General features: G+C 72.0%; 15 protein-coding genes. 6 read left to right on the plus strand and 9 right to left on the minus strand.

Annotated features, from left to right (window positions below):
* Positions 1–117 precede the first annotated feature (117 nt).
* Positions 118–2,904 carry a phosphoenolpyruvate carboxylase gene (ppc, locus tag ACPXBU_RS13130; protein ID WP_425758228.1) on the plus strand — a complete coding sequence of 929 codons (2,787 nt, stop codon included), beginning with the start codon at positions 118–120 and terminating at the stop codon, positions 2,902–2,904.
* A 67-nt stretch (positions 2,905–2,971) separates the two neighbouring features.
* Here ppc and ACPXBU_RS13135 read toward each other — a convergent pair whose 3' ends face one another.
* Complete coding sequence (locus ACPXBU_RS13135) at positions 2,972–3,838, minus strand: hypothetical protein (RefSeq protein WP_425758229.1); 867 nt, start codon at positions 3,836–3,838, stop codon at positions 2,972–2,974.
* 54 nt (positions 3,839–3,892) lie between these two features.
* On the opposite strand from ACPXBU_RS13135, the gene ACPXBU_RS13140 reads away from it, so the two are divergent.
* On the plus strand, positions 3,893–5,056 hold the full coding sequence (locus ACPXBU_RS13140; RefSeq protein WP_393366429.1) for a DNA recombination protein RmuC: 1,164 nt from the start codon (positions 3,893–3,895) through the stop codon (positions 5,054–5,056).
* Positions 5,057–5,065: 9 nt separating this feature from the next.
* On the opposite strand, the gene ACPXBU_RS13145 is transcribed toward ACPXBU_RS13140, so the two are convergent.
* Both ACPXBU_RS13145 and ACPXBU_RS13150 read right to left on the minus strand, forming a co-directional pair.
* Positions 5,066–5,527 (minus strand): hypothetical protein, encoded by a 462-nt coding sequence (locus ACPXBU_RS13145; protein ID WP_425758230.1) that lies wholly within the window; start codon positions 5,525–5,527, stop codon positions 5,066–5,068.
* 40 nt (positions 5,528–5,567) lie between these two features.
* Positions 5,568–6,554, minus strand: coding sequence for a 4-hydroxy-3-methylbut-2-enyl diphosphate reductase (locus tag ACPXBU_RS13150; protein WP_393366427.1), 987 nt, complete (start codon positions 6,552–6,554; stop codon positions 5,568–5,570).
* 188 nt (positions 6,555–6,742) lie between these two features.
* Here ACPXBU_RS13150 and xseA point away from each other — a divergent pair, with 188 nt between their 5' ends.
* The gene (xseA, locus tag ACPXBU_RS13155; RefSeq protein WP_425758231.1) at positions 6,743–7,957 is read left to right on the plus strand and encodes an exodeoxyribonuclease VII large subunit; all 1,215 of its coding nucleotides are present in this window, start codon (positions 6,743–6,745) and stop codon (positions 7,955–7,957) included.
* A 45-nt stretch (positions 7,958–8,002) separates the two neighbouring features.
* On the plus strand, positions 8,003–8,224 hold the full coding sequence (locus ACPXBU_RS13160; protein WP_030328827.1) for an exodeoxyribonuclease VII small subunit: 222 nt from the start codon (positions 8,003–8,005) through the stop codon (positions 8,222–8,224).
* A gap of 43 nt (positions 8,225–8,267) precedes the next feature.
* Here the strand turns inward: ACPXBU_RS13160 and ACPXBU_RS13165 are convergent, their stop codons facing one another.
* Positions 8,268–9,116, minus strand: a complete 849-nt coding sequence (locus tag ACPXBU_RS13165; protein ID WP_425758232.1) for a hypothetical protein — start codon at positions 9,114–9,116, stop codon at positions 8,268–8,270.
* A gap of 162 nt (positions 9,117–9,278) precedes the next feature.
* Positions 9,279–9,926: a DUF4245 domain-containing protein gene (locus tag ACPXBU_RS13170; RefSeq protein WP_393366421.1), complete on the minus strand. Its 648-nt coding sequence runs from the start codon at positions 9,924–9,926 to the stop codon at positions 9,279–9,281.
* A gap of 159 nt (positions 9,927–10,085) precedes the next feature.
* Here ACPXBU_RS13170 and glpX point away from each other — a divergent pair, with 159 nt between their 5' ends.
* A complete protein-coding gene (gene glpX / locus ACPXBU_RS13175; RefSeq protein ID WP_393366419.1) occupies positions 10,086–11,117 on the plus strand; it encodes a class II fructose-bisphosphatase in 1,032 nt (343 codons plus the stop codon).
* 29 nt (positions 11,118–11,146) lie between these two features.
* Positions 11,147–12,091, plus strand: coding sequence for a DMT family transporter (locus ACPXBU_RS13180; protein ID WP_425758371.1), 945 nt, complete (start codon positions 11,147–11,149; stop codon positions 12,089–12,091).
* Between the two features lie 52 nt (positions 12,092–12,143).
* Here the strand turns inward: ACPXBU_RS13180 and ACPXBU_RS13185 are convergent, their stop codons facing one another.
* From ACPXBU_RS13185 to ACPXBU_RS13200, 4 genes are all read right to left on the minus strand, one after another.
* Positions 12,144–13,832, minus strand: a complete 1,689-nt coding sequence (locus ACPXBU_RS13185) for a hypothetical protein (RefSeq protein ID WP_425758233.1) — start codon at positions 13,830–13,832, stop codon at positions 12,144–12,146.
* A gap of 65 nt (positions 13,833–13,897) precedes the next feature.
* Positions 13,898–14,866: an NAD(P)/FAD-dependent oxidoreductase gene (locus ACPXBU_RS13190; RefSeq protein WP_425758234.1), complete on the minus strand. Its 969-nt coding sequence runs from the start codon at positions 14,864–14,866 to the stop codon at positions 13,898–13,900.
* A gap of 105 nt (positions 14,867–14,971) precedes the next feature.
* A complete protein-coding gene (locus ACPXBU_RS13195; protein ID WP_393366414.1) occupies positions 14,972–15,625 on the minus strand; it encodes a rhomboid family intramembrane serine protease in 654 nt (217 codons plus the stop codon).
* A gap of 108 nt (positions 15,626–15,733) precedes the next feature.
* On the minus strand, positions 15,734–16,411 hold the full coding sequence (locus ACPXBU_RS13200) for a lytic transglycosylase domain-containing protein (protein ID WP_393366412.1): 678 nt from the start codon (positions 16,409–16,411) through the stop codon (positions 15,734–15,736).
* Positions 16,412–16,584 lie beyond the last annotated feature (173 nt).

The raw sequence follows: 16,584 nt of genomic DNA on the forward strand, positions 1-16,584 counted from the left end.
AAACACCACCTCGAAGACAGTGGATCACCAGGGGGCCCTCCGGACACCCGGTGCGCGCGGATACCATCCAGTAAGTCGGACAGCGCTGTCCTTCGTATCCACGTGAGGGAGCGCACCGTGACTGACCAGCACGACCACGACGGCCCCGACGCCGCGCTGCGTGCCGACATCCGCCGGCTCGGCACCCTGCTCGGGCAGACGCTGGCCCGCCAGGAGGGTCGGCCGCTGCTCGACCTCGTCGAGGAGATCCGCGCCCAGGTCCGCACCGACGCCCCCGCGGCCGCCCAACGCCTCGGCGGGCTCGACGTGACCACCGGCACCAAGCTGGCCCGCGCCTTCTCCACCTACTTCCACCTCGCCAACATCACCGAGCAGGTGCACCGTGCACGGGACCTGCGCCGCCGTCGCGCGGTGCAGGGCGGCTGGCTGGACCAGGCGGCCAAGATGATCGCCGAGCGCGGGGTGCCGGCCGAGGAGATCGCGAACGCGGCACGCCGGCTGGCGGTGCGCCCGGTCTTCACCGCCCACCCGACCGAGGCGGCCCGCCGCTCGATCCTGTCCAAGCTGCGCGCGATCGCCGACGAGTTGGACACCGAGACCGCGAACGCGATCCTCTACGGCGCCAGCGACGAGGGCCCGGCCAACCGTCGCCTGGCCGAGCTGCTGGACCTGATGTGGCAGACCGACGAGCTGCGCCTCGACCGGCCGGACCCGACCGACGAGGCCCGCAACGCCATCTACTACCTGCGCGACCTCTACGCCGAGGCCGCCCCGCAGGTGCTCGACGACCTGGCCGACACGCTGCGCACCCTCGGCGTGGAGACCTCGCCGACGGCCCGGCCGCTGAGCTTCGGCACCTGGATCGGCGGCGACCGCGACGGCAACCCGTTCGTCACCCCGGCGGTCACCCGCGAGGTGCTGACCATCCAGCACGAGCACGGCATCGCGGCCACCGAGAAGGCGATGGACCACCTGATCAACGAGGTCTCGGTCTCGCGTCGGCTGCGCGGGGTGTCGCTCGACCTCTCCGCCAGCCTCGCCGCCGACCTGGACGCACTGCCCGAGGTGGCGACGCGGTTCCGGCGGGTCAACGCCGAGGAGCCGTACCGGCTCAAGGCGCGCTGCGTGAAGGCGAAGCTCGCCAACACCCGGCAGCGGTTGCGCCAGGGCACCGCCCACGTGCCCGGCCGGGACTACCAGGGCTCCGCCGAGCTGATCGCCGACCTGGACCTGCTGCGTGCCTCGCTGGCCCGCAACTCCGGGCAGCTCACCGCCGTCGGCCGGCTGGCCTCCACCATCCGTACGGTCTCCGCGTTCGGCCTGCACCTGGCCACCATGGATGTCCGGGAGCACGCCCAGAAGCACCACGAGGTGCTCACCCAGTTGTACGGGGCCGTCGGCGAGGTGTCCGATTATCCGGCGTTGAGCCGGCTGGAACGCACAAAGCTGCTGGCCGACGAGCTGACCGGCCGTCGACCGCTGTCCACACTGGACACGCCGCTGACCGAGAGCGCCCGCAAGACGTTCGACGTGTTCAGCACGATCCGCGAGGCCCAGGACCGGTTCGGCACCGAGGTGATCGAGTCGTACATCATCTCGATGACCATGGGCGTCGACGACGTGCTGGCCGCGGTGGTGCTGGCCCGCGAGGCAGGTCTCGTGGACGTGCACAGCGGGCGGGCGCGGATCGGGTTCGTGCCGCTGCTGGAGACCCCGGCCGAGCTGAACGCCGGCGGCGAACTCCTCGACGACCTGCTGTCGCTGCCCGCCTACCGGGCACTCGTGAGCGCCCGGGGCGACGTACAGGAAGTCATGCTCGGTTACTCCGACTCCAACAAGGAAGCCGGGATCACCACCAGCCAGTGGTCGATCCACCGGGCGCAGCGCGCGCTTCGTGACGTGGCCGCCCGACACGGGGTGCACCTGCGGCTGTTCCACGGCCGGGGCGGCACGGTCGGTCGCGGCGGCGGGCCGACGCACGAGGCGATCCTGGCCCAGCCGTACGGCACGCTGGACGGCGCGATCAAGGTGACCGAGCAGGGCGAGGTCATCTCCGACAAGTACACCCTGCCGTCCCTGGCCCGGGAAAACCTGGAACTCACCCTCGCCGCGGTGCTCCAGGCGACCCTGCTGCACACCGCGCCCCGGCAACCGGCCGAGATGTTGGAACGCTGGGACGCCACCATGGACGTGGTCTCCGAGTCGGCGTACCGGTCCTACCGGTCGCTCGTCGAGGACCCGGACCTGCCGGCGTACTTCTGGGCGTCCACGCCCACCGAGTTGCTCGGCGCGCTCAACATCGGCTCCCGGCCGGCGAAGCGTCCGAACACCGGCGCGGGGCTGTCCGGTCTGCGGGCCATTCCGTGGGTGTTCGGGTGGACGCAGACCCGGCAGATCGTGCCGGGCTGGTTCGGCGTGGGCTCCGGTCTGGCCGCCGCCCGCGAGGCCGGCCTGGCGGACGTGCTCGCCGAGATGCACCGCAACTGGCACTTCTTCCGCACGTTCCTGTCGAACGTCGAGATGATGGTGACCAAGACCGACCTGAGCATCGCCCGCCGGTACGTCGAGACCCTGGTCCCGAAGAAGCTGCACCCGATCTTCGAACAGATCGAGCAGGAGTACGAGCTGACCAAGCGGGAGGTGCTGGCGGTGACCGCCTCGCCCGCCCTGCTGGAAAACTCGCCGGTGCTCCAGCGCACCCTCGCCGTCCGTGACACCTATCTGGAGCCGCTGCACCATCTCCAGGTGGCGCTGCTGCGGCAGTACCGGGAGTCCGGCGCCGCCGGACGGGCGATCGCCACCGCCCCGGGCGGCCGACGCGCACCGAGCGACGGCACCGCCCTGGAGCGGGCACTGCTCACCACGGTCAACGGCATCGCCGCCGGAATGCGCAACACCGGCTGATCAACAGGTACGAGAACGGGCCCCGGTCGCTGCGACCGGGGCCCGTTTCCGTAGGTGTGAACGACTGTCAGAAGTCGCCGCCACCGAAGTCGCCGCCACCGAAGTCGCCACCGAAGTCCCCGCCGCCGCCGAAGTCGCCACCGAAGTCCCCGCCGCCGCCGAAGTCGCCGCCGGCGTAGTCACCGCCGCCGCCGTAGTCACCGCCGGCGTAGTCCCCGCCCTGGTCGCCGCCGCCGAAGTCGCCGCCCTGGTCGCCACCGTCGCCGCCCTGGTCGACTCCGTCACCGAAGCCCTCCTGGTAGCCGGCGTCGTAGCCGTACCCGGGGTCGGCGAAGGCCGGCGAGAACAGCGCGTCGGCGATCAGGATGCCGCCCAGCACACCGGCGCCGGCGCCCAGCGCCGTCTTCCACCACGGCGTCGAATACCAACCGGCGGGCACCGGCCGGCCCTGGTAACGCCCACCCGGGTAGTAGTAGGGCGTTTCCCGGCCGGGTTGCGGACCGGCCCGGAAGGTCTGCCCCTGCACGTCGACCTCGCGCTCCTTGGTGAGCTGCCCGACGCCGCGCGCGGCGGCAAGCGTCGGCACCTCCGGGCCCGGGTCGATGCCCAGCGCGGTACGCGCCGCCCGGATGTACGCCAGCCCCTCCAGCGCGGTCTCCCGGGCCAGCCCGAACTGGTGCGGCGTACGCGCCTGCTCCAACTGCGAGCCGGCCGCGTTGTACCGCTCACCGGCATCGGCCAGCGCCTGGCGTACCGCTGGTTCGTCGCCGCTCAGGTTCATCAACTGGCCACCGAGGCGCTCGTACCACCGCTGCGCTTCCGCGCGGGCGTCGCCGAGCGCGGTGCGCTGCCGAGCGCCGGCCTGGGCGCGGACGAGCGCCGCGGCACCCAACGCGCCGACCACCACCACGGCGAGGCACAACACAAGTTCCATGTCATCGAACGTACCCCCGGCTCGCACGTCGTACCGGTCTGGCAAGCTCCGGTGATGGACGTCTCGACGCTGCTCCTGGTGATCGTGTGCCTCGGTGCCGGCGGGGCGGTGGGTTGGCTCGCGGCCCGGTCCCGCTCGGCGGCCGACATCGCCCGCCTCGATGCCACGCTGGCCGCCACCCGGGAGGGCGAGGGCCGGCTGGAGCAGTCGATGCGGGCGTTGGGTTACGAGGCCACCGCGCAGTCCCAGGAGGCGGTGGCCCGGGCGGTCGCGCCGCTGCACGACACCCTGCGCCGCTACGAGCAGCGGGTGGCCGAGCTGGAACACGACCGGGTCGACGCGTACGCCGAGCTGCGCGAACAGGTCCGGTCGATGACCGCCGTCTCCGGTGAGCTGCGCACCGAGACCAAACAACTGGTGGCGGCGCTGCGCGCGCCGCAGGTGCGGGGTCGGTGGGGCGAGCACCAGTTGCGCCGGATCGTCGAGGCGGCCGGAATGTTGGAGCACTGCGACTTCTCCGAGCAGGTCACCGCCGCCACCGACCAGCAGGTCGTCCGACCGGATCTGGTGGTTCGGCTGCACGGCGGCCGATCCGTGGTGGTGGACGCCAAGGCGCCGTTCGACGCGTACCTGACGGCCATGGAGTCCCGTGACGAGCGCGGCCGCGACACCCACCTCGACGCGCACGCCCGGCACCTGCGGGGGCATGTGGATGCCCTGGCCGCCAAGTCGTACTGGTCGGCGTTCGACAACTCGCCCGAGTTCGTGGTGCTGTTCGTCCCCGCCGATCCGTTCCTCGACGTCGCGCTCCAGCGTGACCCGACCCTGCTGGAGCACGCCTTCACCCGCAACGTGGTGCTGGCCACGCCGGCCACGCTCGTCGCCCTGCTCCGCACCGTCGCCTACTCGTGGCGGCAGGAGGCTCTGGCCCGTAACGCGCTGGCGGTGCACACCCTCGCCCGGGAGCTGTACGGTCGGCTCTCCACCCTGGGCGACCACGTGGGCAAGCTCGGGTCGTCGCTGGCCGGGGCGGTGACCGCGTACAACCGGGCGGTCGGCTCGTTGGAGGCCCGGGTGCTGGTCAGCGCGCGCAAGCTCGCCGAGTTGGGCGTGTCGGACGAGGAGTTGGCCGCGCCCGCGCAGGTCGAGTTGACGCCCCGCCAGCCGCAGGCGCCCGAGCTGGTCGATCCGGCCGACGACGAGGTCGCGACCCGCTAGCTCGGCCGGTCAGGACGGGTTGGCGTTCGACACGACGAACGGGGTGCCCTGCTGGCAGGTGGTCATCATGCCGGGCTCGGCCCGGCCGGTGACCTCCACCCGCGCGCCCGGGGTCAGCACGTTCCGCGGCCCCCCGAGCAGCAGGTAGCCGTCGAGCAGGACACAGCCGGGCTCCACCCCGCCCTGCACCACCCCGGACAGGGTGGTGGCCCGGACTCCCGGTGGCGTGCTCGGCCCGCCCGGCTTCGGGCCTGACGGCATCCCGGTCGGCGCGGGGTCGACGACCGACGGCGTGCTGGTCGGCGCGGGGTCGACGATCGACGGCGTGCCGGTCGGGTCCGGCGTGGGCTGGCTGGTCACCGTGCCGGTCGGCATCGGCGGGGGGTTGCCGGGTCCGGCGTCCTCGCTGGCGCAGGCGCTCAGCGCCACGCAGATGGTCAGCGCGGAGACGGCGAGCCGAAAGGTCCTCATGCCGGATCTGACGTACGCCGGGTCGGGTTCGTTCCCGTGCTCAGCCGCGCGCCGCCGCGGCCTTCATGTCCCGCCTCAGCTCCTGCGGGAGGGAGAACGTGAGCCGCTCGTTGGCGGTGGTGATCTCCTCGACGTCGGCGAAGCCCCGCGCCGCGAGGTAGGCGAGCACCTCCTGGACCAGGTCGTCCGGGACGCTCGCGCCGGAGGTCAGGCCGACCGTGGTGGCCCCCTCCAGCCAGGCGTCGTCGATCTCGTGGGCGAAGTCGACAAGGTGGCCGGCGCGCGCGCCCGCGTCCAGGGCGACCTCGACCAGTCGGACCGAGTTGGAGGAGTTGGTCGAGCCGACCACGATCACCACGTCGCAGTCGGCGGCGATCTCCTTGACCACGTGCTGCCGGTTGGAGGTGGCGTAGCAGATGTCGTCGCTGGGCGGGGACTGCAACAGCGGCAGTCGCTGCTTGAGCCGGGCCACCGTCTCCAGCGTCTCGTCGACCGAGAGCGTGGTCTGGGAGAGCCAGACGACCTTCTCCGGATCCCGTACGGTGATCTTGTCGGCGCCGTCCGGGCCGTCGACGAGTTGGATGTGCGCGGGAGCCTCACCGGCGGTGCCGATGACCTCTTCGTGCCCCTCGTGGCCGATGAGCAGGATGTCGTAGTCCTCGGCGGCGAACCGCTTCGCCTCGTGGTGCACCTTGGTGACAAGTGGGCAGGTCGCGTCGATCGCCTTCAGCGAGCGCTGCCTGGCCTGCTCGTAGACCTCGGGGGCGACGCCGTGCGCGGAGAAGATGACGGTGGACCCCTCCGGCACCTCCTCGTTCTCCTCCACGAAGATCGCGCCCTGGGCCTCCAGCGTCTGTACCACGTGCTTGTTGTGCACGATCTGCTTGCGCACGTAGATCGGGGCGCCGTAGAGCTTCAGTGCTTCCTCGACGGTCTGCACGGCGCGGTCGACACCAGCGCAGTAACCGCGGGGCTTCGCCAGGAGCACGCGCTTGCCGGTCCGGGGAGTCGCCTCAGCCTCAGTCACGACCCCATCGTACGTGCCGTCCCCCCCAAGACCACCAACCCCGTAATCCGTTGATCATGAGGTTATCGCTGCGACACGCCGACACCAGGGGCAATAACCTCATGATCAACGGGGCAGGCCGTGGGGGTCCGTAGGGTGGGCGGGTGGGTGAATGGGCGGGTGGGTGAGCGGGTGAGCGGGGGTGGGCGGTGAGTGAGGGGGCTCGTAGCAGCGCCGAGGAGCCTTGGCCGGTGCGGGTGGTCAGCCAGAAGGTGGGGGCCTGGATCGCCAAGCTCGGCTGGGTGTGGGTGGACGGGCAGGTCGCGCAGATCAGCCGCCGTCCCGGGGCCAGCACGGTCTTCCTCACCCTGCGTGACCCGTCGGCCGACCTGAGCCTGACCGTCACCACGAACCGGGACGTGCTGGACTCCGGGGCGCCGGAGCTGCGCGAGGGCGCCCGGGTGGTGCTGCACGCCAAGCCGGAGTTCTACGCCGCCCGGGGCACGCTGAGCCTGCGCGCCGACGAGATTCGCCAGGTGGGGCTCGGGGAGTTGCTGGCCCGACTGGAGAAGCTCAAGAAGCTGCTGGCCGCCGAGGGGCTCTTCGACCGCGCCCGCAAGCGCCGACTGCCGTTCCTGCCCGGCCGGATCGGGCTCATCACCGGGCGCGCGTCGGCGGCGGAGCGGGACGTGCTGACGAACGCCCGGCGACGCTGGCCGGCGGTGGAGTTCCGCACGGTGAACGTGGCCGTGCAGGGGCCGTCCGCCGTGCCGCAGATCGTCGACGCGCTCCGGGTGCTGGACGCCGACCCGAGCATCGACGTGATCATCATCGCCCGGGGCGGCGGCGGCATCGAGGACCTGCTGCCCTTCTCCGACGAGGCGCTCTGCCGCGCCGTGTTCGGCTGCCGTACTCCGGTGGTCAGCGCGATCGGTCACGAGACGGACGCGCCGCTGATCGACTACGTCGCCGACGTCCGCGCCTCCACCCCCACCGACGCGGCCAAGCGGGTCGTCCCCGACCTCACCGAGGAGGTACGCCTCATCGGCCAGGCCCGGCACCGCCTGGAACGGGCGGTGCGCAACCTGGTCGACCGGGAGACGCACCGGCTCGACGGGCTCCGCTCCCGGCCGGTGCTGGCCCGGCCGCAGGTGATGGTGGAGCATCGGGCGACCGAGCTGACCGCGCTGCGCCAGCGGGCCGGCCGCTGCCTGGAGCACCGGCTCGTCGCCGCCGACGACGACCTGCGCCACACCCTCGCCCGGCTGCGCGCGCTCTCCCCCGCCGCCACCCTGGACCGGGGGTACGCGATCGTGCAGCGCGCCGACGGCCACGTCGTCCGCGCGGCGTCCGACGTCGGCAAGGGCGACCCGTTGCGGGTACGGCTGGCCGACGGCGAACTGGCCGCCACCGTCGACGGCTGAGTGGCGACGCGGTGACCGGGCGAGCGGTGTGCTGAGATGGGTGCGATGACTGACGACACGAAGGCCGGGCCGGACGAACGGCTCAGTTACGAGCAGGCCCGCGCCGAGCTGGCCTCGGTGGTCGAGCGACTGGAGGCCGGCGGCACGTCACTGGAGGAGTCGCTGGCACTGTGGGAGCGCGGCGAGGCGCTGGCGGTGATCTGTCAACGCTGGCTGGACGGGGCGCGGGCACGGATCGACGCCGCCCGGCAGGAGCCCGCTTCCTGACCGACCGCCGGTGGGGCGGCCGGAGCCGCCCCACGTGGACGCGTCAGTTGAACAGGCTGTACAGCTCGGCCGGCGCCTCGACGACCTGGGCCGCCGGCGGCTTCTGCGCGGCCGTGGCGGCGCCGTAGTCGGAGTACGTCATCTTGATCTCCTGGGCGGCGGTCTGCCCGGCGGCCGGCAACTGCAGCACCAACTCACTGAGCCGGCCCTGCGGGTCCACCTTCGCGGTGAACGGAACCGTCTTCGCCTGGGTGCCCAGCGCGGCGATCGTGGCGGCGTTCAGCGAACCCGCCTCGGCGGCCTTGGTGACGTCGATGGTGCCCGCGTACGCGCCGGTGCCGGTGCTGCGGACCTCGGTGATGCCCTGGGTCAGCACCGCGCTGCCGGCCGGGTCGACCTTGTCGAAGTCGAAGCCGAGGCTGCGGTTGCCCTTGATCCGGGCCTGGTCCAGGTGCTGGTACTTGCCGAGGTTGAGCTGCTTGATGGTGGGCAGGCTGTTGGCGGTCGAGCCGGTCAGCTCCAGCTTCACCCAGCTGTCCGGCTTGAAGTGGATCACGTCGAGCTTCATCGCCAGGTCGGACGAGGGACCACCGACCGCGATCTTCATCTCCGCGCTCTGGCTCGGTTGGTGCACCTGGCCCTCGGCCGTGGAGCCGGCACCCGCGAGGGTGAACCGGAAGTTGCCGCTGCTGATCTCCTTGGTCGAGTCGAGCAGGGCCTGCTTGGCGTCGCCCGCCACCGGGGCGCCGGACGCGCTGGCCGTGGCGGACGCGGTCACCGTCGGGGTCGCGGTCGATCCGGCGGTGCCTGTCGTACCGTCGCCGCAGGCGGCCAGGGCGGGCGTGATCAGAGCGGCGGCTACCAGGCCGGCGCCGAGTCGTCGGACAGTCATACGTGTCTCCCAAGAGGGTCACCCGACGACCTGGGCGGCGCCGGAAACCGGGCGACGCGGCAGCACCGTCGGCCGCGCCGCGCGATCCGGGCCGAGCAGCGCGCCCGGATCACTCCCTCTCTGTTCCCTGTTGTCGGGTCGGACAATCGCCCTTCTGTCCGTTCAGTGCAGCGAGCCGGCCAACTCGCGCAGTTCGTTGTCCCGGGCATCGCCGACGACGATCACCGTGCGGGTCGGTTCCAGCAGGACCAGCGCCTGCTGGTTGCCCCGGGCCGCGTAGAGCTGCCAGGTCCGCCCGGCCAGCTCGGTCGGGCCCTGGGGCTGGCCCTGGTCGGTCAGCTCGGCGGGGAGCAGCCGCTCGGCCGGCACGCTGCTCTGCAGGAGTTGGACGCCCCGCCCCTCCGGGGTGAGGTAGCCGATACGCAGGTTCGCACCGCCGTCGACCGTCTGGTAGCGGGCGCTGACCGTCGACCAGCCGGAGCCGAGTCCCTCCGGCTGGCTCACCGGAAACACGTTCGCCGACCGGGCCTGCTCGATGGCCGGGGCCGGATCGACGGTCGTGGCCTGGTCACCACCGAGAAAGCCCCGGTAGAACGCCAGCAGCAGCGCGATCGGGACGAGCAGCACCAGCAACGAGATCGCCATGTCCTTCGGCGACCGCTCGGACTTGGCGGGCTTCGCCCGCGGCGGTGGCGTCGGATCGTCGCCGGTGGGCTCACCACCGGCGGCGACTGGGACGTCGACCGGCGGCTGACCGTCGGGTGGCGTGCGGTCGGCGGGTACGCGGTCGGCTGGCTGTGCGGGTTCCACCCCCTTATCTTCGCAGCCGCCCGACCGGCGGTATCCAGGCCATCACCGCCCCGCGCCAACGCCCGGTCGGCCATCGTGTGAGGATCAGCGACAGAGCCGGCAGTGGGGACCGCCCCGCCGCCGGTCGTCCCCGCACCGTCGCGAGGAGGAGCAGCCGTCATGACCAACACCAGGACGCGGATCCCACAGGATCTCGACCGAAACCTCGCCCTCGACCTGGTCCGGGTCACCGAGGCCGCCGCGATGGCGGCCGGTCGGTGGGTGGGCCGAGGCGACAAGGAGGGCGGCGACGGCGCGGCCGTCGACGCCATGCGCAAGCTGATCAACTCGATCCAGATGCGTGGCGTGGTGGTGATCGGCGAGGGCGAGAAGGACAACGCCCCGATGCTCTTCAACGGCGAACACGTCGGCGACGGCACCGGCCCGGAGGTGGACGTCGCCGTCGACCCGGTCGACGGCACCACCCTGATGAGCAAGGGCATGCCGAACGCGGTCGCGGTCCTCGCCGTCTCCGAGCGGGGTGCGATGTTCGACCCCAGCGCCGTCTTCTACATGGAGAAGCTCGCCGTCGGGCCGGCGTACGCCGACGTGATCGACATCAACGCCGGTGTCGCCGAGAACGTGCGGCGGATCGCCAAGGTCAAGGGCACCGACGTCTCCGAGGTGACGGTCTGTGTGCTGGACCGGAGCCGCCACGAGGACCTGGTCGCACAGATTCGCCGGACCGGGGCGGGCATCCGGTTCATCTCCGACGGTGACATCGCGGGCTCCATCGCGGCCGCGCGGGGCGAGTCGGAGGTCGACGTGCTGATGGGCATCGGCGGCACCCCGGAGGGCATCATCTCCGCGTGCGCCCTGAAGTGCATGGGCGGTGCGATGCAGGCCAAGCTCTGGCCGCGCGACGAGCAGGAACGGGAGAAGGCGCTCGCCGCCGGGCACGACCTGGACCGGGTGCTCGGCACCGATGATCTGGTGACCGGCGACAACTGCTTCTTCGTGGCGACCGGGGTCACCTCCGGGGATCTGCTGCGCGGGGTGCGGTACCGGGCCGGCGGCGCGTACACGCAGTCGATCGTGATGCGGTCGAAGAGCGGCACGATCCGGGTGATCGACTCGTACCACCGGCTGGAGAAGCTGGCGCTCTACTCCGCTGTCGACTTCGACGGTCGTCCGCTGGCCGAGCAGGAGTGACAACCGCCAACACGGAGACACCGCAGGTCCTGTCGGCCGCCCGCCGCATCGGCGGCGTCGCGCTGGCGTCCGTCGCCGGGCTCGCGGTGGCGGTGCAGTCGCGCATCAACGGCGAGTTGGGGGTACGCCTCGACGACGGCTTCGCCGCCGCGGTCGTCTCGTTCGGCCTCGGCCTGCTGGTGCTCCTGGTGCTGGTGCCCGCCACCGCGACCGGGCGGCGTGGCCTGGTCGGGGTGCGGCGCGCGCTCGCGGCGGGCACGCTGCGGCCGTGGCAGTGCCTCGGTGGCATGTGCGGGGCGTTCCTGGTGGCGTGTCAGGGCCTCACCATCGGCACGTTGGGCGTGGCGGTCTTCACCGTGGCCGTGGTCGCCGGCCAGTCCGGCAGCAGCCTCGCCGTGGACCGGGCCGGCATCGGCCCGACCGGCCGGCAGCCGGTGACCCGGCAACGGCTGGCCGGCGCGGTGCTCACCGTGCTGGCGGTCGGCCTGGCGGTCGGGGACCGGCTCGGCAGTCCGGGGACGCTGGCGCTGGCCCTGCTGCCGCTGGTCGCCGGGGTGGGCACCGCCTGGCAGCAGGCGGTCAACGGGCGGGTCCGGGCGGCGGCCGACAGCGCGTTGACCGCGACACTCGTCAACTTCGTCGTCGGCACCGCCACCCTGCTCGTCGCGTTCGCCATCGACGTCGCGGTACGCGGTTGGCCGACCGGCCACCTGCCGAGCGAGCCGTGGCTCTACGTGGGCGGCCCGATCGGCATCGTGTTCATCGCGATCGCCGCCGCGATCGTGCGGTTCACCGGGGTGCTGCTGCTGGGCCTGGCCACCATCGCCGGCCAGATCGTGGGGGCGGTCCTGCTGGACCTGGTGCTGCCCACGGCGGCCTCGCACCCCGGTGTGAACACCCTGCTCGGGGCGGCGCTGACAATGGTGGCGGTGCTGATCGCCGCGCTGGCGCCACCGGCCCGCCCGCTGACCTAGCGGCCCGCCGCTGACCAACCGCCCGCAAAGGGGCCAGCCGCCTGTCGGAGGTTCACCGCGGCGGTGATTGCGACGGGTACGGCGGATCAGGCACCGTCGGCGGGCCAGCCGGGTATGACGCAGGCGGATAGGGCCCGTGCGGCGGATAGGGCCCGTATGGCGGATAGGGCGGGCGCGGTGGGTACCGGCGCTCGAACCCGCGGGCCGGGTCCACCAGCCGCGCGATCCGGGTGGCCAGCAGCACGCCCGGCACCGTGGCCAGCAGGGCGAGCGCCACCGCGAACCGGGTCCGCGACGGGGTGCCGTACAGCCAACCGACGAGCGGCAGGCCAGCCAGGAGCACGGTGAGGAGGAACCCGGTGAGCACGCGGCCGATCCAGCTCCGCAGAGCGCCCTGGTAGGAGGCTCGAACGATCATGGCCACCGTGGTGAGGACGCCCACCGCCAGCACGAACGGCACGGCCATGAACGCCAGGGTGTCGTCGTCGCGCCCCCAGGCCGCGGCCAACACGATCCCCGCGACCAGCATCGACGCACTGCTGACGACCCCCCACCAGCGCGGACCTCCACCACGGCGGATCGCGAGATGACCGGCGAGCGCAGTGACCGCGCAGCCGAGAGTCAGCGCCAGCGCGACGGCGAGCAACAGGTCCATCTCGCGGTCGCCGGGGCCGCCACCGTCCAGTCGGGGCGGTCCGTCCCACGACGTGCCGGACTGCCCCTCCTCGAAGAGGAACCCGACGCGCTGCCACCCACCGTCGGGCAGGCGGCGGAGAAACCCGTCCCGCCCGTTGGCGACCAGCACCTCGTGACCACCCCCGGCATGGGGATAGACGACGAGATCGCGGGAGGCGAAGTGGCGCGGGACATCGCCCGGGTTCGGCGACCGGCGGGCCAACTCCTCCCGCTGCCCGTCAGGCACCTCCCAGGCCACCCGCCAGGTCGCGCCGGCGTCGTCACTCTCCTCGACGCGTAGGTGCCCGGTGACGATCCGGTAGCAACGCCGGGGCTCATTCGAAGCGCACGCCTGCTGCTGCCCGAACTCCTGGCGGGACAGTTGCCGCTGCTCATCCTTCGTGGCCTGCCGCCAGGTGGTCGAGCCGTCCTCGCTGACCGCCCACTGCCCGTCCAACGGATCGGCCGGCCAGTCCGACGTGCTGTAGCCGGTGCCGACCGAGATCGCCGGGTGACCGTCGACCACGGCGGTGGCCACTGCGTACGGATAGTAGACCGGGCTGGTCGCGGCCACCGCCAACACCGCTGGTGGTAGCACCACGAGCAGCCGGACCACCCGGGCGGTCCGTTGGCGCACCGGCCGGCGGCGCGACCGGGTCCAACTCCACCACGCCAGGCCGAGCGCCGGCAGGGTCAGCAGGTCGGTCCGGTCGGCCCGGACCAGCGACGGCCCGGCCAGCACGGTCCAGGCCGACGAGGCCAGCTCGGCGGCGTACCCGCTGGATTTGACGAGCGCGAAGCCGGCGCCCACCGCGACCAGACCGGCCAGCGCGGCGGCCCGGGCTGGCAACCGCGGCACCAGGAGGGTCAGCAGGACCGCGACCAGCGGTGGGGCGAGCACCAGGCCGGCCACGTCGCTCAGCTTCCCGGTCACCGGGCCGGGGAAGGTCGCCTTCAGCACGTGGTCGTTGACCAGCAGCAGGACCAGGGCGATCACGGTGGCGGGATGGCAGAGCCAGGACAGCGTGGTGGGTGCGCCATCTCGCGGTGTCTCGGAACCCGTCATCACCTCAGGGTCCGGTCGACCCGTCTCGATCCGGACTCAGGTCGGTCTGGGTCCGATATCGACCATCAACCGGCGTCGGAGGAGTGCCCCGGGAAGAGGTGCGCGCTCGGGTCGATGGCCACGGCCGCGTTGTTGACAGCCGTCGCCGCCTCGCCGAAGCCGGTGGCGATCAGCCGCACCTTGCCCGGGTATTCGGTGATGTCGCCCGCCGCGAAGACCCGCGGCAGGTTTGTGGCCATCGCGCTGTCCACCAGGATGTGCCGGCGGTCCAGACGCAGCCCCCACTCGGCGAGCGGGCCCAGGTCGGCGGTGAAGCCCAGCGCGGCGACCACGGTGTCCACCGGCAGCGTCTCGGTGGCACCACCGCGTACGGTCACCTCGGCGGCGGTCACCGTGCCATCCCCGATCAGCCGGCTGACCTCGGCGTTGACCACCACCCGCACCGGCAGGGACAGCACTCGGGCGACCGTCGAGGCGTGCGCCCGGAACTTTTCCCGACGGTGCACCAGGGTCACCGAACGGGCAAGTGGTTGCAGCGTCAACGCCCAGTCGAAGGCGGAGTCGCCACCACCGACGATCAGCACGTCCCGGTCGGCCAGGTCGGTCGGCTCGGTGACGAAGTAGACGATCCCGGTGCCGGGAGCGCCGTCGGCGCACGGCAGCGGACGCGGGCTGAAGCTGCCGAGCCCACCGGTGACCACGACCGCCCCGCAGCCGAGCTGCTCTCCCCCGGCCAGGCCGAGCACCGGGCGGTCGTCGGCGTACGAAAGTTTCTCGGCACGGGTGTTGAGCAGGTACTGCGGATCGAACGGGGCGGCCTGTGCGACAAGGTTGGCCACCAGGTCCCGGCCCTTGACGGCGGGAAAGCCGGCCACGTCGAGGATCAACTTTTCCGGGTACATGGCGGTGACCTGACCGCCGGGCTCGGGCAGCGCGTCGATCACCGCCACGGACAGCCCCCGGAACCCGGCGTAGTACGCGGCGAAGAGACCGGCCGGACCGGCCCCGATCACGGCGACATCGACCTCACGCATGGCGTACCGTCGCTTTCCGCTTACGGATCAACGCTTGCTGATCTCGACCGTAGGCGGGTGGCGGCGGTCCGGCAAGCACGTCTCAGGGGCGCGCCGGGGAATTGGTCAGGGCATGCTCAGCGTGGAGCCCGAGTAGTCCGGCCCGTCCACCGCCGGGCGTCGGCGGCGGAACAGGATCGCCGCCACCACCCCGCCGAGCAGACCGAACAGATGGCCCTGCCAGGAGATCCGCTCGTCGGTGGGGAGGATGCCGACGAGTTGCCAGCCGTAGAGCAGGCCGACCAACAGGAAGACCGCGAAGTTCCACCAGCTGCGTTCGACGATGCCCCGGGTGAGCAGGATGCCCAGGTAGCCGAAGATGACGCCGCTCGCGCCGACCACCACCGAGTTGGGCGATCCGGTGAACCAGACGCCGAGCCCGCTGACCAGGATGATGACCAGGGTCGACCAGAGGAAGCGGCGGGCGCCGGCCGCCAGGACGAACGTGCCCAGCAGGATCAGCGGGATGCTGTTGCTGTAGAGGTGGTCGAAGCCGTGGTGCAGGAACGGGGAGAAGAAGACCCCGTCCAGCCCTTCGATGCGCTGCGGGATGATGCCGGCGTTGGCGTCCAGACCGAACGCGAGCCCCTGGTCGACGGCCTCGATGAGGAAGAGGAACGGGACCACCGCGCACATGGCGACGAACGCCCGGCCGAGCGAGGCGTAGAACGCCTCGGTGCCGAACCGGAAGGGGTCGCCGCTTGACGGGTGCAGGGTCACCTGACAACTGCTATCAGCAAAAGCGGCCGACCGCCACTCGCGTCCCGTCCGGAGTACGCGCGAAGGCGGGGCGAGTGGAGATCCACCCGGCCCCGCCTTCGAAAGCCGTCAGTAGTGGTTGTTGTTCTGGAAGAACGTCCAGGCGCCGCAGGGCGACTTGTACCTGCCCTTGATGTAGCCCAGCCCCCACGTGATCTGGGTGGCCGGGTTGGTCCGCCAGTCGGCGGCGACCGTACCCATCTTGCTGCCGGGCAGGGCCTGCGGAATGCCGTACGCGCCGGACGAGTTGTTGGCGGCCTTGTGGTTCCAGCCGCTCTCCTTGGTCCAGAGCTTCTCCAGGCAGGGGAACTCGGAGATGCCGAAGCCCGAGCTGATCATCAGGGCGCAGCCGGTCTTGCGGTTGCCGCTGAACTCCTCGCAGGACGCCGGGATCGGCCCGTCGTACGGCTTGGCGGGCGCGTTCGCGGCCTCGCGCTCGCGCTTGCGGGACGCCGCGGCGGCCTCGGCTCGGCGGGCGCGTTCGGCGGCCTCCTTCGCGGCCTGCGCCGCCCGCAGCTTGGCCTGGTATTCGGCGGCCCGCTGCTTGGAGAACTGCACCTGGTGGGCGGACTGCCGCTCACGCTGGTACGCGAGGTCGGCCTGGTCGACCTCGCGGCTGACCTGCTCGGTCAGCCCCTGTTGCTGGGTTTCCCGGTCTTCGCCCAGGTAGAAGCCGCCGGCAACGCCCACGGAGAGCAGCGCCACAGCAGCCGTACGGGCACCCAACCGGCTCCACAGCCGACTCACGAAGTGGTCCCTTCGTCGGGGGCATGGACGCGGCGCGGCGCGGGCCAGCAATGGACCGTCAACCGTGCCACGAGCGCCCCGACCGTTTGCCGGTCGCGCCGACGCACCGACCGCCGCCGATATCGCCCGTCTCGCGACGTTCGACAGCCGACGATGCCCATGGTGCGTGGACG

The sequence above is a fragment of the Micromonospora sp. DT231 genome, assembly GCF_049847025.1.
Lineage (GTDB): Bacteria > Actinomycetota > Actinomycetes > Mycobacteriales > Micromonosporaceae > Micromonospora.